This is a genomic window from Tardiphaga sp. vice154 (assembly GCF_007018645.1).
Classification (GTDB): domain Bacteria; phylum Pseudomonadota; class Alphaproteobacteria; order Rhizobiales; family Xanthobacteraceae; genus Tardiphaga.
Genome location: NZ_CP041399.1, coordinates 4802083 through 4822345 on the forward strand (window position 1 = coordinate 4802083; position 20263 = coordinate 4822345).

Sequence of the window (20263 nt, forward strand, 5' to 3'; positions counted from 1 at the left end):
GCAGCGGGCTAGTTTTTGCCATAGTCGAGGCATTAGGTTTGACGCTCTACTTGGGGGGATGGGTGTAAATCTCGATTAACCCTCCCTGTTTAAGACGTGTTCACGCTCTGCCGCCGCATGGGGTCGCGGGGAGTTCGACTGAACTGGGTGGGCTCATACGTGCTGGCTATCTTCGCACGCCGTTTCACATCGCTGCCGTCGCGCGCCGGCTTTCATGCCGGGTTGACGTCGGTTTTGCTGATGGCCGGGGCCGGTACGGTGCATGACGCCACCGCGCTGGGCGATAGCCGCACGCTATCCTTCCACCACACGCATTCCGGCGAAGACCTGACCGTCACGTTCAAGCGCAGTGGCCGCTACGACGAAGACGCGATGAAGAAGATCAACTACTTCCTCCGCGACTGGCGCAGCCAGGACCAGACCAACATGGACCGCCGGCTGTTCGACATCCTCTGGGAAGTCACCCGCGACGTCGATGCCAAACAGCCCATCCAGATTATTTCTGCCTACCGTTCCCCCACCACCAACGCGATGCTGCGCCGCCGCTCCTCCGGCGTGGCGCGTTCCAGCCAGCACATGCTAGGCCACGCGATGGATTTCTTCATTCCCGGCGTACCGCTGGAGCAGATCCGCAACGCCGGGCTTCGCCTGCAGCGCGGCGGCGTCGGCTTCTACCCGACCTCGGGCTCGCCCTTCGTGCATCTCGACACCGGCAGCATCCGGCACTGGCCGCGCCTGAACCACGACCAGCTGGCCCGGGTGTTCCCGAACGGCCGCACCGTGCACGTACCCTCCAATGGCCAGCCGCTGCCGGGCTATCAGCTCGCGATGGCCGATATCGAGAAGCGCGGCGATGGCGACGATGCTTCGTTGGCGAAGAACAAGCCCGGCCTGTTCACCTCGCTGTTCAAGGGCAAGGCGGGGAATGACGACGATGACGAGGGCGCAGCCCCCGCGATCGCTCCGACCAAGCCTTCTCAGGCCAGCCTGATGGCCGCGGCAGCGCCGGAGAAATCCGAACCCGTGCCGATGCCGCGCGCCAAGCCGGCCCGCACCGCGAGCTTCCAGGTCGCGTCAGCCGACATGCCGTCCTTGCCGACGCCGGGCCCCGCCCCCGCCCCGAAGATGGCGTCGGACGGCAACCCGCTGCCGCGACCGCCCGGCGACATCGCAGGCTCAAGGCCGCAGTCACCCGCCGACATCATCAATGCGCGCGGCTTCTGGGATGACATGCCGGCGGTGCCGAAGCAGGCGGCGCCGCAGCTCGTCGCCGCCCTCACCGCCCGCCAGGCGCTCGCCAACGCCGTCGATCCGCAGCCGGCCAACGTCGCCGCCGACAAGACGTCGATGTTCGAGAAGGCGATGGCCTATGCCCCCGCAGCGTCCGCGCCCGATCGCCCGCAGGTGGTGACCGCTTCCGCGCCGATGCCGCGCGGGATGCGGCCGACCTCGGTGGCGCGCAATCCGATGGCGGTCAACAACGTCACCACAGTAGTTGGCAAGAACACCCCGGCGCAGGGTCGCGTGGTATCGGTCTCGACCCGGCTGGCCGCCGCGGCGATTCCGGATGACAATGTCTGGATGCGCGCGATGATCGTAGCGCCGTCCGCAACCACCTCGATGTCCTCCACCGTGATGGGCGACAGCGACCTCACCGTTCTGCGCAGCCACTTCGTCAAGCCGCACAATGTCGTGGCGATGAGCTTCTCGGAAGATCCGCTGATGGGCCTGGTCTGCGAACGCTTCACCGGCTCGATTGCCGCCACGCTGACCACGACCGCCTTCATGCGAACGGCTGCGATGCGCTGAGGCGCGGGCGGCATTTATCAATCGACCCGGCTTGCTTCTTCCTTCTCCCCTTGCGGGAGAAGGTGGCCGCGCGATAGCGCGGTCGGATGAGCGGCGTTAGACTCGGTGTCCGCGGCTCCCCCTCCCCCGTCTCGAACCACTTCGCGGTTCGATCCACCCTCTCCCACCTAGCGAAGCTTCGCTTCGCGCGCGGGAGAGGGAAAGATCAAATCGTTGACGGCCGTTTACAGCATCCCCAGCGCTTGGAGATACGTATCCAGGATGGTCTCCTGCTCAGCGCGCTCGTTGGCGTCCTGCTTGCGCATGCGGATGATGGTGCGCAGCGCCTTCACGTCGTAGCCATTGCCCTTGGCTTCGCCATAGACGTCCTTGATGTCGTCCGAAATCGTCTTCTTTTCCTCTTCCAGCCGTTCGATACGCTCGACGATAGCCTTGAGCTGGTCCTTGGCGAAGGAATGGGTCGCCTGATCGTCCAGAACGGACGCTGCAGAGGTGGCCATGAAAACTCCTAAACTGATGTGGGAAGGCTGGAACAGGCGCCAATCGGGGCCCGTCGCTGGAGATGACACTTCATTGGTGAGGCGACTCAGGTCAAGCCGCCATCACCGACATCCACAGCACCCCCGGAATAATACGCGGTTAATGCCGTCTGAATCGCGATCCCGCTTGACCTCTCCCGTCAGTGCCCGATCGCGGCCTTCTTCATCGCTTCGAGCTGCTCGGCGCTGGCGGGCGCCTGGTGCAGCGCCTTCCACTCCTCATAGGGCATGCCGTACACCGCCTCGCGGCTATCGTCCTTGCTCAGCGGTACGCTCCGGGCGTCGGCGGCGTCCTTCATCCAGTTCGACAGGCAGTTGCGGCAGAAACCGGCCAGATTCATCAGGTCGATGTTCTGGACGTCGGTGCGATGGCGCAAATGTTCAACCAGGCGGCGGAACACCGCCGCCTCCAGTTCGGTCCTGGTCTTGTCGTCGATCTCTGCCATGCTGTGATCTCGCTCTTTGCGCCGCTGTCGGTTCAGGCTATCGGTCTAAGGTGGGCGCGGCCACAGAATTTGCCAGATGTCAGGGCATGACGCGACCATCACCATCGGGTTCTACCACCGTTGACAGTTGCGACGGGGTGAAGCGAAATCGGCAATGAAGTGATATAGCGTCGACCAATGACCATTGCAGATTTTGAGTACCGCCGCCCCGTGTCGAGACGCAGCCTGATCGCCGGCCTGCTGCCGGCGCTTGCGCTCGCCTGGATGGGCCTGTGGAGCAGCCCCGCCGCGGCGGACTTCCGGCTCTGCAACAACACGTCGAGCCGGGTCGGCATCGCGCTTGGCTATAAGGACGCCGAGGGCTGGACCACCGAGGGCTGGTGGAACGTGTCCTCGCGGGCCTGCGAGACGCTGCTGCGCGGCACGCTGGTGGCGCGGTTCTATTACATCTACGCGCTGGACTATGACCGCGGCGGCGAATGGTCGGGCCAGGCGTTCATGTGCTCGCGTGACAAGGAATTTACCATCAAGGGCACCGAAAACTGCCTGGCGCGCGGATTCGACCGCACCGGCTTCTTCGAGGTCGATACCGGCGAACAGCGCGCCTGGACCGTGCAGTTGACCGAGACCAATGAGAAGCAGCCGCCGCGGCTGCCCGGCGTGCCCGGACCGGTCGGGCCGCCCGGCCAGGGTTTTCCCGGCGTGCCCAATGCGCCGGGCGGCCCGCCGGGCACCGCGTTGCCGCCGGCAACGCCGGGGGCCAAGCCGTAGAGCCGCAGAACGGCAGTGCCGTAGCGCGGCACCGCCACAAACTCACTGTCGTCGCCCGGCTTGACCGGGCGATCCAGTAACAGGCGCGGCCGGTGACAAAGCCTGGACAGCGTCGATTACTGGATCACCCGCCTGCGCGGGTGACAACGAAGTGTTTGGCTACTGCCTCAGCTCACCAGCTTCGCATCCAGCGTAATATCCGCCTTCAGCAGCTTCGACACCGGACAGCCCGCCTTGGCCATCATCGCCAGTTCGTCGAACTTGGCCTGATCGGCGCCGGGCACCTTGGCGGACAGCGTCAGGTGCACCTTTTTGATGGCATAACCTTCGCCGTCTTTTTCGAGCGTCACGTCGGCCTTGGTCTCCATCGACTCCGCCGTGAGCTTGGCTTCGCCGAGGATCAGCGACAGCGCCATCGTGAAACAGGCAGCGTGGGCCGCACCGATCAGTTCCTCCGGATTGGAGCCGGGCTTGCCCTCGAACCGGCTGGCAAAGCCGTAGGGATAATCCGCCAGCGCGCCGCTCTTGGTCGAGATTGATCCGACGCCATCCTTGATGCCGCCCTTCCATTTGGCCGATCCGAAAGTCGTGCTCATGCAAATCTCCTGATGTGGTTGCGGTTCGATCGGGATAACGCTAGCGCGTCGCCGCCTTCGGTTTTATGTCAGCCGCCGAAATCATACTTTCGATCTCACGGCAGATCAGATCCGGAGCGGCGTCCTGCACCATATGCCCAACGTTCGGCAGCACGATCAGTTTCGCACCCGGAACGGCAGCGGCAAACCGCCGGGAATGGATGTCGGTCGAAACGATCGTGTCCGCGGATCCGGCGATAATGACGGTCGGCACCCGGATGTCACGGTAGCGCGGGGCTTGCTCGGCGACCGCCGGTTTCAGCCTCACCAGATCCCAGGCATTGGCGAGAAAATTGCGGGGTCGCAGCACCAGAGGCGTCGCTGTGTTCTCGATATAGTTCGCGGGCATGATCTGCGGCGCAAACACGGCCCGGCCACCGATATCGGTCATGAAATAACCGAGCGGCAGCGTGATCGTGCTAGCGAGCAGCGGTCCGATCACTTTCGTGGTAACCACCTCGTTGTAGGTGCCGACGCCGCCCGGCCACGGGTACGTTACCCCGGCCAGCATCACCAGGCCCTCGATGCGATGCGGATGATCCAGCGCGAGCAGCGCTCCGAGCGCGCCGGCCAGCGAGTGCACCACGACGATGGCGCGATCGACGCCGATCTTGCCGAGCGCTTCATCGATCATTCTGGCCTGCATCGCGGGCGATGAGTTGCTGAGTTCGTCACGCGTGCTCCAGCCGAAACCGGGCCGGTCGATCAGGATCACGCGGTGGTCCTTCGCAAGTCGGTTGCCGAGCGGCAGCCGCATCGTTTCCAGGCTGGAGGTGGCGCCGTGGATCAGCACGATCGGCGGCCCCTTCGCGTCTTGCGGGCCGATCTCGACGGCATGCAGCCGTCCGCCCGCCACATCGACAAAGCGGCCCTGCGCCGGATATTTGCGTTCGAAAAAATAGACGCCGGCCTGCGTGACCAGCGCCAGCACGGCCAGCGTGGCCACCACAGTCAGAGTGATCATGAGAGTTTTCCGGGGGAGTTTGCGCACCCCTCAACTACGCCGCAGAGCTGATTGGGTTTCGTCTGCCGCCGCTCATGCGCTGAGACCGAGTCGGCCGATGCCCGGCAGCTTGATCGCCGGGCGTCGAAGATCGAGGCCGAATACCGCGCCAAGGAGATTGAGCTCCAGCCCTTCCACCCAGCCGACCGTGAGGCCGAGATAGCCGCCCAGCGTCGCCCGCACGCCGGTGCCCGACGGGGTCCAGCCGAACGCCTCGCCGTTCCACGGATAGTCCTTGCCGATCGCAGTCGGCGGCAGGCTGACACGCAATTCCGGCACGGCGGCGATCACCGCGGCAACGAAGGTGTTGGAATTCGGCCCCGGCCACGCGCGATAGTCGCCGTAGGCCCGCCAGGAATACTGGGCGATCGCCGCCTGTATCTTCGGAATCATGGCGGCTGCGGCATCGCCCTCGGCCGCAGCAATCGCCATCGGTTCGTCGCCGAACCAGCGGCCGTCGGCGGCAAAGCCGTTGACGCGGATCGGCTCGCCCCAGGCCGTGTAGTCATAGCGGGTGTAGCGCGACGCGCCCTTTTCCTTGAATACGATCCAGCTGTGCACAGCAAAGATGCCGCGCCAGCGCACCGTGCGGGCGGCAAAGACACGGACCAGCGCCTCCGGATGGGCCGATGGTTGCGGCAGCAGCCCCGCGCTGGAACGGTCGGCGCTCTGCCAGTTCACCGAGCGGTCGCCGAACCAATAATATTTTGCCGCCGACACGCCGAGCGGAATGACAAGCAGAGCCAGCAGTACAATCACGAATTTTCTCACCGAAGCAGTCCGTATGGATTGATCGGGCTGATATAGGCGCGATTTGCGGCTGCGCCATCTGGCGCGCTGAATGCAGCGCCATTCATCGCCGTCCGGAACAGCTACGCTGCTTCGAAGTTAGCGAAACGACGAGCAACCGGAGCACTTCCATGTCCGAACCGACCGAGGCCGCTATCGATCACATTATCGCCAGCTGCGATGGAGATCTGCGCGGCGCGCTGAAGGCACTTCTGATCGTCAACGAGCAGCTCGAAGCCCAACTGCAGCAGATGTATGCGCGCGCCGCGCACGGCTCGGCGCATCCCGGAAATTCGGCGTTGCACTGAGCCAACTGTAAGGAGCGGCAGTAATGCCGCTTCAGGAAGGCGGCGGGTGATCGTTCAACCCGCCCGTCCCGCCAGCTGGCGTGCTGGCGTCGCTTCGGGGGCGGCGTCGATGTCGTCCGACGGTGACGGAACCTGCATCAGGATGGTCTGGCCGGGGGTTGCAATCTGGATTCCGGCTTCCTGGAATGTTTGTTTCATGCGGCGATTGAACTCACGTTGCACCGACCAGCGCCCGGAATCCGTGCAGCGGATCTGGCCGACCAGCGTCGCCATGGCGCCATCGACCTTGTCGACACCCCACAATTCCAGGTCGCTGCGCATCAGCGGCTTGAACTCGGATTCACGGCGCATCTGCAGCGCGATGTCCTTGAGTATCTGGCCGGCGCGGTCGGTATCTTCCTTGTAGGCCACGTTGACGCTGACGGCGGCATTGCCGGCGCCACGGCTGGCATTGGTGATGGTCGTCACCGCGCTGAACGGAATGATGTGCACGGCGCCATCGCCGGCGCGCAGCCGGATGGTGCGGATCGAAACATTCTCGACCACGCCGGAGAGGCCGGACACGGTGACGGTGTCGCCGACCTGCACGGTGTTCTCCAGCAACAGGAACAGCCCGGTGATGACGTCCTGCACCAGTTTCTGCGAACCGAAGCCGATCGCGATACCGAGAATGCCGGCGCCGGCCAGTAATGGTGCCACGTTGACGCCGATCTCACTCAGCGCCGTCAGGGCGACGACCGCCAGGATTACGCAGAGCAGCGTCGTTCGCAGCATCGGCTGAAAGGTCCGCAGCCGGGCCGCGCGGGCGAAATGCGAATTCCGCGTCAGCAAAGTGAGTTGCCGGTCCATCAGCGCATTACTGCCTTCCCAGATCGCGGCCGCCACCAATGCTGCAATGCCGACCGTGGCCACCGCGGAGACGACGCGACCGCCGATCTGTCCGCCGTAGAACCACACCAGCGCATTGACGCCCCAGACCTCAAGCAACGCGATGAAGCCGACTACGCCGATGACGATGCCGACGACACGGCGCAGCAGCGGCAAATAGCGGTTGGCCCGCGTCTCCAGTCCCGGAAAGCGCTGCAGGATGTCCGGCTTGATGCGGAAACCACGGTCGATCAGGCTGAGCACGACCATCGAGGCCAGCCGCGTCAGCAGCGCCACGACAATGGTGCCGACGAAATACTGCAGCATCAGCGCATAGCCGTTTCGAATGCTCAGCGCCCATACGGCCCACAGCGCCATCACCACGGCGATCGCCAGCACGTGCCACAGGCTGGCGAAGCGATTGCGGATCAGGCTGGGAATGCCGGTCGCCCCCGATGGCGCGCGGATCGCCTTGGCGACAGGGCGGCGGCATTGCAGGATGACGACGACCACCAGCAGATGCACCGCCAGCATCACCAGCCGGATGATCGCCAGATAGCCGCCGCGGTACAGGCCGAGCAGCAGCGCGACATTGGCAAAAGCGATGCCGGTGACGCCGAGCGCGACGATGCGGCGCGTCCAGATCTCGATATAGGCCGCGGTCTCCTCGCGCATCGTGAACAGGCTGAGCGGGCCGAACAGGGCGCGGACCATGCAGACGAACACACGGGCGAACACATAGGCGTTGACGATCGCCAGGATCGCCAGACGCGTTACGCCGGCGTCGCCAATCTCGGTGCCGAGGATCAGCGTGGAAGTACCGGCAAACACCACCACAGGCAGCAATTCGAGCAGCAGGCGCCCGAGCACAAAGGGCAGCCGCACCAGCGATTGCCATGCCCGGGTCAGGCTGCGATGGCGACGGTGCAGATCAGGCACCTCGGAAAGGTCGGCGGTGGAGGATGGCGGATCGATCCGCTCGATTACCCGCGCAGGCGCGCGGGCGGAATAAGGAATACGCCGCTCCAGCGCGGCCAGCGGCCGTTGCAGCAGGCGATGCCCCAGCCACTCGAGCGCGAGTGCCACGCCGAAGATCAGCGCCAGCTTCCAGGCGATATCGATCAGGAGATTATAAGTAGCAGGATCCTCCGCGGTGCGCTGCAGCCAGTGCCACAGCACCGGGAAGCGCACGACCGAGCGAACGGCATCCGCAATGTCGCGACCGGTTTCCGTGATCTGTTGCGACACCGTCAGCAGCAACTGGGCGACCAGGCTGTCGTCGGCCAAGGGGATCGCCGGCTTGGCTTCGGGTTTGGCTTCGTTGCTGTCCGCAGGCTTGGCATCGGCAGGCTTGGCATCCGAAGCCTTGGCACCCGAAGCCTTGGCACCCGGCGCCGTCTGCGCGATGGCGCGCAGCGTCTCGATCATCTGGTTGCGCTTGCCGTCGTCCTGCAGCGTCTCCAGCGCCCGGCTGGCCTGCTCCGGCGTCAACGTCGATGCTGCGGGAGCGGCGGCTTTGGCGGCAGGCGCCGCCTGCTGGGCAGAAACCGGAGCTATCGACAACAGGCAGGCGAACACGACGATGGAGACGGCTTTGAGCAGCATGAAATCCCTTCCAGATCACCAGGCTGTTTCCCAGCCTTGCGTGTCAGAAGTTTGCCGGTCCGAGCGTCCGAGGTCGTTTTTATTGCAATGCGGGATAGATTTGGATGCCCCGAAACGACTATCGGGATACCGACCAAATGGTCGAAGCCTCAAATATCGCGGCCTTCGACCTTTTCGGTAAGGGTCTTGACCAGTTCCGGCACTTTTTCCAGCCGCGGATTGACGGCCAGCGCCTTGCGGAACGCGTCCAGCGCGCGCTTATCGTCGCCGAGTTCCTGCATGATCATGCCGAGCCCGGCCAGCGCCCCGAAATGCCTGGGTTCGCGTACCAGCACCTGCTCGATGTCCTGCAGGGATTGGGTGTAGTCGTTCTGCAGATAATAGATCGTGGCGCGGCGGTTCCAGCCCTCGATGTAATCCGGGCGGAGTTTGACCACGGCGGTCAAGAGCTTCAGCGCGACATCGACCTGCTTGGCCTCCATCGCGGTCTTGGCGCGGGACATCAGCAAAGCGGTGGTGTCGCTGGAGGTCTGGCTCCACTGCGCCCAGATCCGGGCCTCGACATGCCTGGCGCTGGCGTCATCCGGCGCCACTTTCAGCGCGCCAAACAGGAAATCCAGCCCGCGGGTCTTGTCGGCGCCGACTTTGGGCAGCTTGGCGGGCGGTTCGGGCAGCTTTTTCTGCGAATCGGGCGGCGGCACGCTGCGCTCGCGGATCTGTGCCTGGACGGGCGCAGCAGCAAGCAGCGCGGTGAGCAGAATTTCAAAAACGACGGTCAGGACTCGAGGTGCCATCCGCAAAGTGTAGACGCGAAAAAACGCGCTGCAAAGCAGCAGCGCGTCACACAGCCGTGATATCGGAGTATTTCGCGCGATCGAGAGCCGATCAGCGCGGAATCAGTCGCGGATCAACCCTGGCGGGCCTTGAAACGACGCTGCACCTTGTTGATCACGTAGACGCGGCCCTTGCGACGGACCAGAACGTTGTCGCGATGACGGGCGCGGAGCGACTTCAGCGAGTTACGGACTTTCATGGGTCTGGTCCTGAATTCTTGAAAGGCCGTACGCGACAGGCCGAAAGTGTGCAAAATGGGATCAGCCCCGACGACGGCAAGCCGCCCGGGACGCGCGGTTTCTAGGCCATTGCAGGGTCAATTGTCAATCCGAAGCAGAGGCGTCGGACCGCCAGAGCGGCTATATCCGGCGCCATTTCGCGTGGGACGCAAATTACTGCGGTCGTGGCTCTGCGTCGGGAAGGTCATTCTTGGGGGACATTGGCGGCACGTGCCACCGCGTTCCACTTTTTAATCTCCGAATCGACGAAGCCGGCAAACTCGGTTCCGGTCAACTTGCCGGGCTCGACACCTTGAGTCGCGAATTTCTCTCGGATCGCCGGCGTCACCAGAATTTCTTGCATCGCCCGCACCAGTCTGAGATAGGCCGGATTGCCCTCCGCCCTGGGCATATAGAGCCCGAACCAGGCGGTGGCCTCAAAGCCCTTCACGCCCGCCTCGTCCAAGGTCGGCACATCGGGCAATGCGGCCGCGCGCTGCAGGCTGGTCACCGCCAGTACCCGAATGGTGCCGCCTTCCGCAGCGGGCAGCACGGTCGGCAGGGTGTCGAACATGATGGGAATGTGCCCGCCGATCAGGTCATTCATCGCTGGCGCCGCCCCCTTGTAGGGAATGTGCTCGATCTTGATGTCGGCCATCTGCTTGAACAATTCGCCGGACAGGTGATTGGCGCCGCCAATGCCGCTGGAGCCGAACGACAGCTTGCCCGGTTCGCGCTTCGCCATCGCGATCAATTCGGCGACGCTGCGCGCTGGAAAATCCTTCGACACCACCAGTGCGTTGGGCGCTGTGGCGACCACCGCAATCGGCGAGAAGTCTTTTTGCGTATCATAGGGCAGATTGCGGCGCAGGCTGGGGTTGATGACGTGATGCGTCGCCGTGAGTAACAGCACGCTGCCGTCGGCCGGCGATTTCGCCACCGCCTCGGAGCCGATCGTGCCCGAAGCGCCGGCCCGGTTCTCGATGACGGCTATGACGCCGAGCTTGTCGCCGAGATACTGGCCGACGAAGCGCGCCAGGATGTCGGTGGTGCCGCCGGCCGGAAACGGCACAATGATCCGGACCTGTCCGGCCGGAACACCCTGCGCCCGTGCGCCGGCGACGCCGCCGCACGCGAGCAATAGACACGAAAACGCCAGCCCTGCGAGCTTCTCCATTTCGATCCCTGTCTTTTTTGAGGTGCGCGACTTAGGTCGCAACTACCATTAGGCCGTCAGCGGAAACTCAACCATCGCCTCACCGATGGCTACTTTTTCGTCGTTATGGTTGCGAACCAGCACATCGATCAGCACCCAGCGCGAGCGCTCGGTGCTCTGCTTGGCCTTGATGATACCAACGGGCTGGATGGTGTCGCCCGGCTTCACCGGCTTGACCCAGCGCGTTTCCAGCCTGCGGTGCACCGCCCCGGCGGGATAGGCCCAGTCGGTGATCATGCGGGTGATCAGGCCGAAATTGTTCATGCCATGCATGATAATGCCGCCAAAATTGGTCTTGCCGAAATTGTTCTTCATGTAGTCGTCGTCGAGATGCAGCGGATTGTAGTCGAGCGATCCGTCGCAGAACAACCGGATCGATTCCCGTGAAACCGGAAAGGCCGGGCCGTCGATGGTATCGCCGATGGACAGCGAGTCGAATGTCATCGTCATGTTCAAATCCTTTTCTTTCTCACATCGGCCGGATGGTGTGGCCGCGGCCGGAACAGATGACGTCGCCGTGCTGGTTGAAGAACACGTTGTCATGGACGACGAACAGCCGCTCGCGCTTGATGAACTTGTCGAGCGCACGGGCCTGCAGGGTGATGGTATCGCCCGGCCGCGCCGGCTTGTTGTAGCTCCACGACTGGCCGGCATTCACGGTGCCGGGGGTACGCATCCAGTCGTCGGCCGGCGTACAGGAAAACATCAGCAGGATGTGAATCGACGGCGGCGCAATCAGGCCGCCGAACGGCGTCGTCCTGGCATAGGCCTCGTCGAAATACAGCGGGTGGGTCTCGCCGACCGAGCGGCAGTACAGTTCGATGGCTTCCCGGGTCAGGACATAGGGAAGCGTCTTGCGCGGCTCGCCCGGGACGATGTCGTCCCAGACCTTGCGTAGATTGGCGTCCTTCCAGAAATCGGTCTCGAAAGCTTTCGCTTGCGCCATGGCGCCCTCTCCAATATTGTTCGCTAGGCGAACTTTATAGCCGCCTTGTGAACATTATAGAGCGGGATTTTTGCCACTGGCAAGCCCGGGAGAAACTTCATGGTCAAGGAGAGCGACGGCTTCGTACGGTCGATTGCCCGCGGCTTTGCCGTTGTGGAAGCGCTCGGCCTGCCGCCGGGGCGACATACGCTGTCCGAGGTTGCCCGCGTTGCGGAGCTCAGCCGCGCCACGGCCAGGCGGATGCTGACGACGCTGGTGGCGTTGAAATACTGCGAGGCCGACGGACGCTACTTCAGCCTGCGACCCCGGGCGCTCGGGCTGGGCCTGTCCTATCTGAACGCCCTGCCCTATTGGGGCTATGCGCAGCGCGCGCTGGAGGGTCTGCGCAACGAGATTGGCGAATCCTGCGCGCTGGCGGTGCTCGACGAAACCGAGATCGTCTATGCGCTGCGGCTGCCGGCGCGGCGGATCCTGTCGGCCAATCTCGGCGTCGGCAGCCGGCTGCCGGCGCATCTGGTGTCGCTCGGCCGCGTGTTGCTGGCAGCGCTGCCGGCAGAGCCGCGCGCGCATTATCTGGCCACAGCCGAGTTGAAAAAGGTGACCCCGCGCACCGTCATCGATGCCGATGCGCTTGCCGAACAATTGCAGCTGACGGACGAGCAGGGCTACGCTTGGGTCGATGGCGAACTCGATCCCGCGATCTGCGGCATCGCCGTTCCGGTACGCGACCACGCCGGCAAGGTGGTCGCGGCGATCAGCATCAATACGATCTCGGGCACCATCGACGAGGCCGCGGCCAAAGCGAAATTTCTGGTCGCACTGCGGCGTACGGCCCAGGATATCCGCACCCAAACCTCGCCGGCCGGATGAACGCTACGGCGCGACACGGCTTTTAATGCGCAGGCCTTTTTGTTAAGGCGACAGGCCTGCGAGATGAATGTGCAGGCCGAGGGAGTTGCCGGCATGAAGCTGATCGATCCGGACGAACTGGTCGCCATCGATATTCATACCCATGCCGAGGAGCCGTGCGGCTGCCATGGCGACGACGGCTATGACGACTTCCAGGCCAAGATGGCGGAATATTTCAAGTCGCCGCACAAGCACCCGCCGACCGTGCCGGAGACCGCGGCCTATTACCGCGAGCGCAAGATCGCCGCGGTGATCTTTCCGGTCGATGCCGAGCGCGAGACCGGCTTCCGCCGCTACAGCAATGACGAGATGATCGAGCTGACACGCCAGAACGCCGACGTGCTGATCCCGTTCGCCTCGATCGATCCGCACAAGGGCAAGCTCGGCGTCCGCGAGGCGCGCCGCCTGATTGCCGATTACGGCATCAAGGGCTTCAAATTCCACCCGACCATGCAGGGCTTTTATCCCAACGACCGCCTGGCCTATCCGCTCTACGAGGCGATCCAGGAAGGCGGCGCTATCGCTTTGTTCCATACCGGCCAGACCGGCGTCGGCTCCGGCATGCCGGGCGGCATGGGGATGCGGCTGAAATACTCCAACCCGATGTATGTCGACGATGTCGCGGTGGATTTTCCCGACATGAAGATCATTCTCGCGCACCCCTCCTTCCCCTGGCAGGAAGAGGCGCTGTCGGTCGCCACCCACAAGCCGAACGTCTATATCGACCTGTCAGGCTGGTCGCCGAAATACTTCCCGCCGATCCTGGTGCGCTATATCAACTCAATCCTGCAGGACAAGATGCTGTTCGGCTCGGACTGGCCCGTGATCATGCCGGACCGCTGGATGGCCGATTTCGCCAAGCTCGACATCCGCGACGAGATCCGGCCGAAGGTCCTGAAGAACAACGCACGGAAGCTGCTCGGAATATGACGAAAAAAGAGTTGTCGGGCAGGCTGGCGGACGCCCGGCACTATGCGGCGATCGCGACCGCCTTCGCGCTGCCGCTATCGACCAGCGCGCAGGCGATCGCGGTGTCGATCTTCGCGGTGCTGGCGATAGTGACGCTCGACCGCGCGCGCTTCGAGGCGACGTTGCGGATGCCGGCGGCCTGGCTGCCGGTGGCCCTGTTCGCGCTGATCGCGCTCGGCACGCTGTGGTCGGTGCAGCCGACATTCGGCCTCGCGGCCAAGTGGATCGGCCCCTATGCCAAGCTGTTGCTGATCCCGCTGGTGATGGCCACCGCCATCACGCGAAGACAGGCGCTGCAGATCGGCTACGGTTTTCTCGCTGCCTGCCTGATCCTGCTGGCCCTGTCATGGGCGTCGTTCCTGTGGCCGACCGGGCCGTGGACCTGGTTCAAGGCGCCCGGCGTACCGGTCAAGGACAATGCGGTGCAGAGCGGCTGCTTTGCGCTGTGCGCCTTCGGGTTGGCCTTCGGCGCGTTGCGGATCTGGGGCATCGATCGCCGCCGCGCTGTTGCGATGGGCGCACTGGCGCTGCTGTTCCTGGCCGACGTGTTCCTGATCTATCTGTCGAAGACCGGCGCGATCATGGCCGCGGCGCTGCTCGGCCTGTTCCTGCTCCATATCGGCGGCTGGAAACGCATGATGCTGGTCGGGATGCCGGCGGTGATCGTGGTCGCGGTGGCGCTCCTGGCTTCGGCGCCGGCGCAACGCCGGCTGGCAGAGATCGGCACCGATATCAGCGCCAGCCAGGGCACGGTCGGCGGCGGCGAAACCGTATCGACCGGCGCGCGGCTGGATTTCTGGCGCAAGGCCGTCGATTTCGTGAAGGCGGCCCCCCTGCTCGGCCACGGCACCGGCAGCATTAAGCCGCTCTACCAAAGCCTGGAAGCGACCCGGCCCTCACCCTATGGCGAGGCCACGCCCGATCCGCATAATCAGACGCTGCACGTCGTGCTACAGCTCGGCCTGATCGGCGGCGCGCTGCTCTGGGCGATGTGGATCGCGCATGCGCGGCTGTTCCTGGCTCGCGACATGGCCAGCGTGTTCGGCCAGGCAATCGTGCTGCAGAACGTGATCGGCGGGTTGTTCAACAGCCACATCTCGGCGGTGACGCAAGGCATGCTGTATTGCCTCGCGGTGGGATTGCTCGGCGCGATGGTGATCGCGAATGAAAAGAAGCTGTAGGCCTTAGCTACTTCAGCTTTAGCCAGCGCTTCAAATAGCGCCTTCGAAATTTCTGCACGGCGAATTGCACGCGCAGCCGGGTCTGGCCGTGACCCTTGCGGTCGAGCGAACTCTTGAACGCGCCGTTGAGGCTGCCCTGCTCGGCCAGCGGCGGCTCCGGCCACAGGAACGGGATGCCCAGCGCGGGATCGGCGGTGTTGAAGGCGATGTCGATCGGCTCATGCATCGGATGCCGCGAGATCCAGTCGAGCCGCGCTTCTGCCTCGACCGCGCCGAGAACATAGGCCTCCATGTTGCGGACGCGGTTGCCCTCATAGATCAATTGGCCCGGGCGCAATTGCGCCGCTGGCGTGTAGAAATTGGTGGCCGCACCGAGGTGCAGGATGCGTGGCCGCGGCCAGTTCTGCGCTTCCTCCAGCACGCGCCCGAGTTGCGCGCAAAAATCCGGCACCAGTTGCGCGTCGTCCTCGAATACCAGCGCCAGATCCTGGCCGCGCTCGCGGATCCGCTGCATCGCGACGATGTGCTTCAGCGCGCAGGATTTCTGCCGCAAGGTGAGATCGGCGCCCTCCGCAAAATACGCCCGGTCAACATCCGAGGTGATCTCGTCGGCGTCGAAATCCAGCACCCATTCGAAGGCGATGCCGGCGCGGTCGAGTTCGCGCTGGATATGAGCGGTGCGCTCGGGCAGCGATTTGGCGTGGATCACATAGGCCGGCAGCATCGAACCGTCTCCCGAGGCGCGGCTGCGCCTCTGCGCCGCCGGTATAGGCAAAAAACACCCGTCTGGAAATGCCGGTCGGCGTGCCGACCTTCAGGGGCGCGGCTGTCTCCAAGCCAGCCGGCGAGAACGTTTCGCCTGCCTAACGCCCGACGGAGAGAACAACACCAACGCCGCCAGAGCAGGCGCGATACGCCTGTCGCTATTTTCGTGGAGGCCTCGACAAGGTGGCTGCGGCGCACGACGTTCCACTCGTAATGCTGATCGAACACCGGAACGCGATCATGACGCCCAACAACCCGTCGCCGAACAAGCTGCGCGCCAAAACCGGCCTTGGCCGCGCCTGGCGGCTGGTGTCGTCGTTCTTTTCCCTCGCCGCGCGCAGCCTGCCCGCCGCCGGGGTCTGATCTCTCCCTGAACAACACTGGTTGAAGCCGCCAATGCAGCGCGGCAGGCGCGGTCGATGCGCGACCTTTTGGCCGACGTCCGTGCTTGCACGCGTTTCGGCGCGATGCTAGCCAACTTGTACGATGACCCTACAAGAACGCCACAAACCAGCGCGCAAGGGCGCCCGTTCGACGTCGCTGCTGCGGCCGCTCGATCCGGTGCGCCGGCGCACCGAGGACGTGGTCGAGCGCATCAAGTCACAGATCACCGAAGGCCAGTTGGCACCCGGCGCCCGGCTGCCGACCGAAGCGGCGATGATGGCGGCGATGGGCGTCAGCCGTACCGTCGTACGCGAGGCGATTGCGGCGCTGCGCGCCCGTGGCTTGGTGATCACCCGGCAGGGCGCCGGCGCCTTCGTCAACGCGGAGGCAAACCGGCAGCCTTATGCGATCGACCCGGACGGGCTCGGATCGCTGAGCAGCGTGATCGAGATCCTGGAGTTGCGCACCGCGGTCGAGATCGAGGCCGCCGCCCTTGCGGCCGAGCGCGCCACGGCGGCGCAACTCAAGGCGATCGCCAAGGCCGCCGCCACCTTCAGCCGCGCCATCGCCCATGGCGACCGTGCGGTGAAGGAGGATTTCGACTTTCATTTCGCAATCGCCATCGCCACGCAGAATTCGCGCTTCGTCGGCTTCCTGGAATTCCTGGGCGGGCTGATCATTCCGCGGCAAAGCATCCGGACCTTCGAGGGCAAGGCCGATCTGCAGCAGCGCTACCTCGAAAGCATCGAACGCGAACACCGGCTGATTCTCGACGCCATTACCGCGCGCGATCCGCGCAAGGCCCGCGACGCGATGCGCAAGCATCTGGTGAACGGCAAGGAGCGGTATCGGCGGTTGGCGGACGACGTCTAGCGCAGGCCCTTACACTGTCGTCCCGGACCAGTTTGCGCAGCGAACGCAGAGCCGGGACGACATGCGCTTAGCGAAACCCGAATGCGTGCGGCAGGGCCATCGAGAACCACGGGACATAGGTAACCAGCATCAAGACCGCGAGCATCGCCCAGTAGAACGGCCAGATGCCCTTCATGACCTCATCGACCGAGACCTTGCCGATGGCACATCCCACAAACAGCGTAGTGCCGACCGGCGGCGTCAACAGGCCGATGCCGAGGTTGAGCAGCATCACGATGCCGAAATGCACGGGGTCGATGCCGAAACTCTTCACCACCGGCAGCAGGATCGGCGTGCAGATCAGCAACAAGGGTGCAAGGTCGAGAGCGGTGCCGAGCACCAGCAGCATGATGTTGAGATACATCAGCAACACGTATTTGTTCGACGAGATCGCGACGAAGAACTCGGTCATCTTGGCCGGCATCTGCATCAAGGCCGCGACATAGCCGAAGCACGACGCGGTCGCCACCAGCGTCAGCACCATCGCCACCGTCTGCAGCGTGCGATAGGTCAGCATCGGCAGTTCCGACCATTTGTAGTCGCGGTAGATGAACATGGTGACGAAGAACGCCCAGACGCAGGCCACCGCCCCCGCCTCGATCGGCGTGAAAACGCCGGTCAGGATGCCGCCCAGCACAATCACCAGCGTGATGATGCCCCAGGTCGCGTCGCCGAGCATCTTCAGCGCCTGGCGCATCGGCACCGGCTCCCCCTTGGGGTGGCCGTCGCGATAGGCGATGTAGAGGCACAGCAGCATGATGGCGAAGCCTAGCAAGAGGCCCGGCACGATGCCGGCCAGAAACAGGCTGGTGATCGAGACCACGCCGCCGGTGGCCAGCGAATAGATCACCGCATTGTGGGAGGGCGGCACCAGGATCGCCTGCACCGAGGCGGAGATCGTAACATTGGTGGCGAACACCCGCGGATAGCCCTTGGCCGCCATCTGCGGGATCATCACCGATCCGATCGCCGACGTATCGGCCACCGACGAGCCGGAGATGCCGGACATGATGGTGGTAGCGAGAATGTTGACCTGCGACAGGCCGCCGCGAATCCGTGTGAAGCCGACCAGTACCGCCGCGAAATCGACCAGCCGCCGCGCCATGCCGCCTTCCGCCATGATGGCGCCAGCCAGCACGAAGAACGGCACCGTCAGCATCGACACCTTGCCGACGCCGCTGGAGAGCTGCTGCATCACCGCCGCCACCGGCAGATCGATCCACAGCGCGCCGACCAGCGCCGATAGCGCCAGCGCGAAGGCGATCGGCATGCCGACCGCAAAAAACAGACACATACTGAGCAGCAGAACGGCGATGTCCATGTGGTTTTCTTTTTCTTGTTGCGGACTAGTCGAGCGGCACGTGAGCGTCGCTGCCATCCTGCGGCGGCGGACCGATGGTGAGGCGTTCGATGACGAACAGCAGCATCATGGCACCGGACACCGGGACCGGCAGGTAGGTGATGCCGACCGACAACGCCGGAAATTCGTCGACCGAGTTTCCCCACGTCGCCAGTACCAGCTTCATGCCCCAGATCAGCATGAACAACGCCACTACGCCCATCAGCAATTCGCTGATGAAGGCTGCACCGACGCGCAGCCGCGGCGACAACAGGTTGGTGCCGACGGTCATGTTCATGTGGATGCGCTGGCGATAGCAGTTCGCCGCGCCGATGAAGGTGACGGCGATGGTCAGGAGCACCGCGAGCGGCTCCGGCCAGGACGCCGCGCTGTTGAGGATGTAGCGGGTATAGACCGCCCACGGGATGATCGCCGAGATCAGCACCAGCGCGATGCAGGACGCGACCGCACCGGTCCAGTACAGCATGTTCATCGCGCGCCGGAAGGCGGCGGCGGCAGGGCCGGTATGACCTCCTTCGGACCGTTCAATTGGCATGGTGATCTTCGACACAACTTCAGACATCACACCCCAGAAGTAATGATGCGGTAGCTTCTCAGCCGTCGTCCCCGCGAAAGCGGGGATCCATAACCTCGGTCCTATCCATCAGGACGCGACCATCTCGGCCGTCCCGCAACACGACGACATCGAGTATGGGTCCCCGCCTTCGCGGGGACAACGTGTTGAGAGAACCGCGTGTAACTAGCTCACCGACGCGATACGCTTGGTCATCTCGGCGTATTTGGTGCCGTACTTGTCCCACACCGGCTTGACGGCATCGCGGAACGGCGCCTTGTCGATGGATGTGATGACCTCGGTGCCGACTTCCTTCATCTTGTCGAGCGCGGTCTTCTCAGCCGCGTACCACAGCACGCGCTGCTCGGCCTGGGCTTCGCGGCCGAACTTCTTTACCAGCGCCTGATCGTCCGGCGTGAGCTTGCTCCACGACGCCCTCGAGAACACCAGCAGTTCCGGAATGATGAGGTGCTCGGTCATCGAGAAGTGTTTTGCGACCTGGAAATGGTTCTGCGCCACGAAGGTCGGCAGGTTGTTCTCGGCGCCGTCGACCACACCGGTCTGCATCGCGCTGTAGACCTGGTCGAAACCCATCGCCACGCCGTTGCCACCGAGCGCGTTCATGGTGTCAATGAACAGGGGATTGCCGATCATCCGGATCTTCAGACCCTTCAGATCGGCGAGGCTCTTGATCGGCCGCTTGCTGTTGTAGATGTTGCGCGAGCCGGCATTCATCCAGCCGAGCGCCACCAGCCCGGTCTTCTCGTTGGCCGTGATCTTGTTCAGCAGTTCGTTGCCGATCTCGCCGTCGAGCACGGCTTCCATGTGCTTGGCGTCGCGGAACACGAACGGCATGTTGAAGACGTTGACGTCATCGACCACCGGTCCGACCGCGCCGACCGAGATGCGCGCGATCTGCAGCGCGCCGACCTGGGCCTGCTCGATGGCTTCCTTCTCGCCGCCGAGCTGCATGGAGGTAAACATCTGGATGCTGAGCCGGCCGTTGGTCGCGGCTTCCAGCTTCTTGCCCATCGCGATGACGGATTCGACCGTGGGATAGCCCAGCGGGTGGACGTCGGAGGCCTTCAGCACCATCTTGCTCTGGGCCAGCGCCGGCGCGATACGCCCGAGACCCGTGGCGCCGACGGCCAGTGCGGCGAGGCCGCCTTTGATCACATCTCTTCTCTTCATGGACGAAATCCTCCCTGTGAATTTCCCGATTCCGGCGCGTTGGCCGGTGACAT

Annotated in this window: 23 protein-coding genes; 8 read left to right on the forward strand and 15 right to left on the reverse strand. The window is 64.0% G+C overall.

Features of this window, described 5'->3' with window-relative positions; translation table 11 throughout:
- Nucleotides 1-159: 159 nt before the first annotated feature.
- Nucleotides 160-1809 (forward strand): DUF882 domain-containing protein, encoded by a 1650-nt coding sequence (locus FIU28_RS22590; protein ID WP_246660775.1) that lies wholly within the window; start codon nt 160-162, stop codon nt 1807-1809.
- A gap of 224 nt (nt 1810-2033) precedes the next feature.
- Here the strand turns inward: FIU28_RS22590 and FIU28_RS22595 are convergent, their stop codons facing one another.
- Together FIU28_RS22595 and FIU28_RS22600 are read right to left on the reverse strand one after the other, a co-directional pair.
- Nucleotides 2034-2309, reverse strand: a complete 276-nt coding sequence (locus tag FIU28_RS22595) for a DUF2312 domain-containing protein (protein WP_143575346.1) — start codon at nt 2307-2309, stop codon at nt 2034-2036.
- 179 nt (nt 2310-2488) lie between these two features.
- Nucleotides 2489-2794: a DUF1244 domain-containing protein gene (locus tag FIU28_RS22600; protein ID WP_143575347.1), complete on the reverse strand. Its 306-nt coding sequence runs from the start codon at nt 2792-2794 to the stop codon at nt 2489-2491.
- A gap of 177 nt (nt 2795-2971) precedes the next feature.
- Between FIU28_RS22600 and FIU28_RS22605 the strand changes: the two genes are divergently transcribed.
- Entirely contained in the window at nt 2972-3565 is a 594-nt protein-coding gene (locus FIU28_RS22605) for a DUF1036 domain-containing protein (protein ID WP_143575348.1), read from the forward strand.
- 167 nt (nt 3566-3732) lie between these two features.
- On the opposite strand, the gene FIU28_RS22610 is transcribed toward FIU28_RS22605, so the two are convergent.
- The 3 genes from FIU28_RS22610 to FIU28_RS22620 all read right to left on the reverse strand — a co-directional run bounded on the left by FIU28_RS22610 (nt 3733) and on the right by FIU28_RS22620 (nt 5974).
- The gene (locus FIU28_RS22610) at nt 3733-4161 is read right to left on the reverse strand and encodes an OsmC family protein (RefSeq protein ID WP_143575349.1); all 429 of its coding nucleotides are present in this window, start codon (nt 4159-4161) and stop codon (nt 3733-3735) included.
- A 40-nt stretch (nt 4162-4201) separates the two neighbouring features.
- Complete coding sequence (locus FIU28_RS22615; protein WP_143575350.1) at nt 4202-5164, reverse strand: alpha/beta fold hydrolase; 963 nt, start codon at nt 5162-5164, stop codon at nt 4202-4204.
- A gap of 72 nt (nt 5165-5236) precedes the next feature.
- Nucleotides 5237-5974, reverse strand: coding sequence for a DUF3750 domain-containing protein (locus FIU28_RS22620; RefSeq protein ID WP_246660776.1), 738 nt, complete (start codon nt 5972-5974; stop codon nt 5237-5239).
- Between the two features lie 149 nt (nt 5975-6123).
- Between FIU28_RS22620 and FIU28_RS26585 the strand changes: the two genes are divergently transcribed.
- A complete protein-coding gene (locus FIU28_RS26585; RefSeq protein WP_168203017.1) occupies nt 6124-6300 on the forward strand; it encodes a hypothetical protein in 177 nt (58 codons plus the stop codon).
- A 54-nt stretch (nt 6301-6354) separates the two neighbouring features.
- On the opposite strand, the gene FIU28_RS22625 is transcribed toward FIU28_RS26585, so the two are convergent.
- From FIU28_RS22625 to FIU28_RS22650, 6 genes are all read right to left on the reverse strand, one after another.
- Entirely contained in the window at nt 6355-8772 is a 2418-nt protein-coding gene (locus tag FIU28_RS22625) for a mechanosensitive ion channel family protein (RefSeq protein WP_143575351.1), read from the reverse strand.
- Between the two features lie 149 nt (nt 8773-8921).
- The gene (locus FIU28_RS22630; RefSeq protein ID WP_143575352.1) at nt 8922-9566 is read right to left on the reverse strand and encodes a tetratricopeptide repeat protein; all 645 of its coding nucleotides are present in this window, start codon (nt 9564-9566) and stop codon (nt 8922-8924) included.
- Between the two features lie 113 nt (nt 9567-9679).
- Nucleotides 9680-9805, reverse strand: coding sequence for a type B 50S ribosomal protein L36 (ykgO, locus tag FIU28_RS22635; protein ID WP_143575353.1), 126 nt, complete (start codon nt 9803-9805; stop codon nt 9680-9682).
- A 224-nt stretch (nt 9806-10029) separates the two neighbouring features.
- The gene (locus FIU28_RS22640) at nt 10030-11001 is read right to left on the reverse strand and encodes a tripartite tricarboxylate transporter substrate binding protein (protein ID WP_143575354.1); all 972 of its coding nucleotides are present in this window, start codon (nt 10999-11001) and stop codon (nt 10030-10032) included.
- Nucleotides 11002-11049: 48 nt separating this feature from the next.
- A complete protein-coding gene (locus FIU28_RS22645; RefSeq protein WP_143575355.1) occupies nt 11050-11490 on the reverse strand; it encodes a MaoC family dehydratase in 441 nt (146 codons plus the stop codon).
- Nucleotides 11491-11509: 19 nt separating this feature from the next.
- On the reverse strand, nt 11510-11986 hold the full coding sequence (locus tag FIU28_RS22650; protein WP_143575356.1) for a MaoC family dehydratase: 477 nt from the start codon (nt 11984-11986) through the stop codon (nt 11510-11512).
- 99 nt (nt 11987-12085) lie between these two features.
- Here FIU28_RS22650 and FIU28_RS22655 point away from each other — a divergent pair, with 99 nt between their 5' ends.
- From FIU28_RS22655 to FIU28_RS22665, 3 genes are all read left to right on the forward strand, one after another.
- The gene (locus FIU28_RS22655) at nt 12086-12856 is read left to right on the forward strand and encodes an IclR family transcriptional regulator domain-containing protein (protein WP_143575357.1); all 771 of its coding nucleotides are present in this window, start codon (nt 12086-12088) and stop codon (nt 12854-12856) included.
- A gap of 93 nt (nt 12857-12949) precedes the next feature.
- Nucleotides 12950-13825: an amidohydrolase family protein gene (locus FIU28_RS22660; RefSeq protein ID WP_143575358.1), complete on the forward strand. Its 876-nt coding sequence runs from the start codon at nt 12950-12952 to the stop codon at nt 13823-13825.
- A complete protein-coding gene (locus tag FIU28_RS22665; protein ID WP_143575359.1) occupies nt 13822-15045 on the forward strand; it encodes an O-antigen ligase family protein in 1224 nt (407 codons plus the stop codon). The genes FIU28_RS22660 and FIU28_RS22665 overlap by 4 nt, the downstream gene beginning before the upstream one ends.
- Nucleotides 15046-15052: 7 nt before the next feature.
- On the opposite strand, the gene FIU28_RS22670 is transcribed toward FIU28_RS22665, so the two are convergent.
- On the reverse strand, nt 15053-15769 hold the full coding sequence (locus FIU28_RS22670; protein ID WP_143575360.1) for a glycosyltransferase family 25 protein: 717 nt from the start codon (nt 15767-15769) through the stop codon (nt 15053-15055).
- Nucleotides 15770-16023: 254 nt separating this feature from the next.
- Here FIU28_RS22670 and FIU28_RS26590 point away from each other — a divergent pair, with 254 nt between their 5' ends.
- The gene (locus FIU28_RS26590; protein ID WP_168203018.1) at nt 16024-16173 is read left to right on the forward strand and encodes a hypothetical protein; all 150 of its coding nucleotides are present in this window, start codon (nt 16024-16026) and stop codon (nt 16171-16173) included.
- A 123-nt stretch (nt 16174-16296) separates the two neighbouring features.
- The gene (locus FIU28_RS22675) at nt 16297-17067 is read left to right on the forward strand and encodes a FadR/GntR family transcriptional regulator (RefSeq protein WP_143575361.1); all 771 of its coding nucleotides are present in this window, start codon (nt 16297-16299) and stop codon (nt 17065-17067) included.
- A gap of 67 nt (nt 17068-17134) precedes the next feature.
- Here FIU28_RS22675 and FIU28_RS22680 read toward each other — a convergent pair whose 3' ends face one another.
- From FIU28_RS22680 to FIU28_RS22690, 3 genes are all read right to left on the reverse strand, one after another.
- Nucleotides 17135-18427, reverse strand: coding sequence for a TRAP transporter large permease (locus tag FIU28_RS22680; protein WP_143575362.1), 1293 nt, complete (start codon nt 18425-18427; stop codon nt 17135-17137).
- A gap of 25 nt (nt 18428-18452) precedes the next feature.
- The gene (locus FIU28_RS22685; RefSeq protein WP_246660777.1) at nt 18453-19001 is read right to left on the reverse strand and encodes a TRAP transporter small permease; all 549 of its coding nucleotides are present in this window, start codon (nt 18999-19001) and stop codon (nt 18453-18455) included.
- A gap of 204 nt (nt 19002-19205) precedes the next feature.
- Nucleotides 19206-20210, reverse strand: a complete 1005-nt coding sequence (locus tag FIU28_RS22690; protein ID WP_143575363.1) for a TRAP transporter substrate-binding protein — start codon at nt 20208-20210, stop codon at nt 19206-19208.
- Nucleotides 20211-20263: the final 53 nt, after the last annotated feature.

Bases quoted from the DNA above. Each gene is read 5' to 3' on its own strand.
- FIU28_RS22655 (WP_143575357.1), top strand. From the start codon at position 12,086: ATGGTCAAGGAGAGCGACGGCTTCGTACGGTCGATTGCCCGCGGCTTT.
- FIU28_RS22665 (WP_143575359.1), top strand. From the start codon at position 13,822: ATGACGAAAAAAGAGTTGTCGGGCAGGCTGGCGGACGCCCGGCACTAT.
- FIU28_RS22630 (WP_143575352.1), bottom strand. From the start codon at position 9,566: ATGGCACCTCGAGTCCTGACCGTCGTTTTTGAAATTCTGCTCACCGCG.
- FIU28_RS26590 (WP_168203018.1), top strand. From the start codon at position 16,024: ATGCTGATCGAACACCGGAACGCGATCATGACGCCCAACAACCCGTCG.
- FIU28_RS22685 (WP_246660777.1), bottom strand. From the start codon at position 19,001: ATGCCAATTGAACGGTCCGAAGGAGGTCATACCGGCCCTGCCGCCGCC.
- FIU28_RS22605 (WP_143575348.1), top strand. From the start codon at position 2,972: ATGACCATTGCAGATTTTGAGTACCGCCGCCCCGTGTCGAGACGCAGC.
- FIU28_RS22690 (WP_143575363.1), bottom strand. From the start codon at position 20,210: ATGAAGAGAAGAGATGTGATCAAAGGCGGCCTCGCCGCACTGGCCGTC.
- FIU28_RS26585 (WP_168203017.1), top strand. From the start codon at position 6,124: ATGTCCGAACCGACCGAGGCCGCTATCGATCACATTATCGCCAGCTGC.
- FIU28_RS22625 (WP_143575351.1), bottom strand. From the start codon at position 8,772: ATGCTGCTCAAAGCCGTCTCCATCGTCGTGTTCGCCTGCCTGTTGTCG.
- FIU28_RS22610 (WP_143575349.1), bottom strand. From the start codon at position 4,161: ATGAGCACGACTTTCGGATCGGCCAAATGGAAGGGCGGCATCAAGGAT.
- FIU28_RS22675 (WP_143575361.1), top strand. From the start codon at position 16,297: ATGACCCTACAAGAACGCCACAAACCAGCGCGCAAGGGCGCCCGTTCG.
- FIU28_RS22615 (WP_143575350.1), bottom strand. From the start codon at position 5,164: ATGATCACTCTGACTGTGGTGGCCACGCTGGCCGTGCTGGCGCTGGTC.
- FIU28_RS22645 (WP_143575355.1), bottom strand. From the start codon at position 11,490: ATGACGATGACATTCGACTCGCTGTCCATCGGCGATACCATCGACGGC.
- ykgO (WP_143575353.1), bottom strand. From the start codon at position 9,805: ATGAAAGTCCGTAACTCGCTGAAGTCGCTCCGCGCCCGTCATCGCGAC.
- FIU28_RS22670 (WP_143575360.1), bottom strand. From the start codon at position 15,769: ATGCTGCCGGCCTATGTGATCCACGCCAAATCGCTGCCCGAGCGCACC.
- FIU28_RS22595 (WP_143575346.1), bottom strand. From the start codon at position 2,309: ATGGCCACCTCTGCAGCGTCCGTTCTGGACGATCAGGCGACCCATTCC.
- FIU28_RS22640 (WP_143575354.1), bottom strand. From the start codon at position 11,001: ATGGAGAAGCTCGCAGGGCTGGCGTTTTCGTGTCTATTGCTCGCGTGC.
- FIU28_RS22600 (WP_143575347.1), bottom strand. From the start codon at position 2,794: ATGGCAGAGATCGACGACAAGACCAGGACCGAACTGGAGGCGGCGGTG.
- FIU28_RS22650 (WP_143575356.1), bottom strand. From the start codon at position 11,986: ATGGCGCAAGCGAAAGCTTTCGAGACCGATTTCTGGAAGGACGCCAAT.
- FIU28_RS22680 (WP_143575362.1), bottom strand. From the start codon at position 18,427: ATGGACATCGCCGTTCTGCTGCTCAGTATGTGTCTGTTTTTTGCGGTC.
- FIU28_RS22660 (WP_143575358.1), top strand. From the start codon at position 12,950: ATGAAGCTGATCGATCCGGACGAACTGGTCGCCATCGATATTCATACC.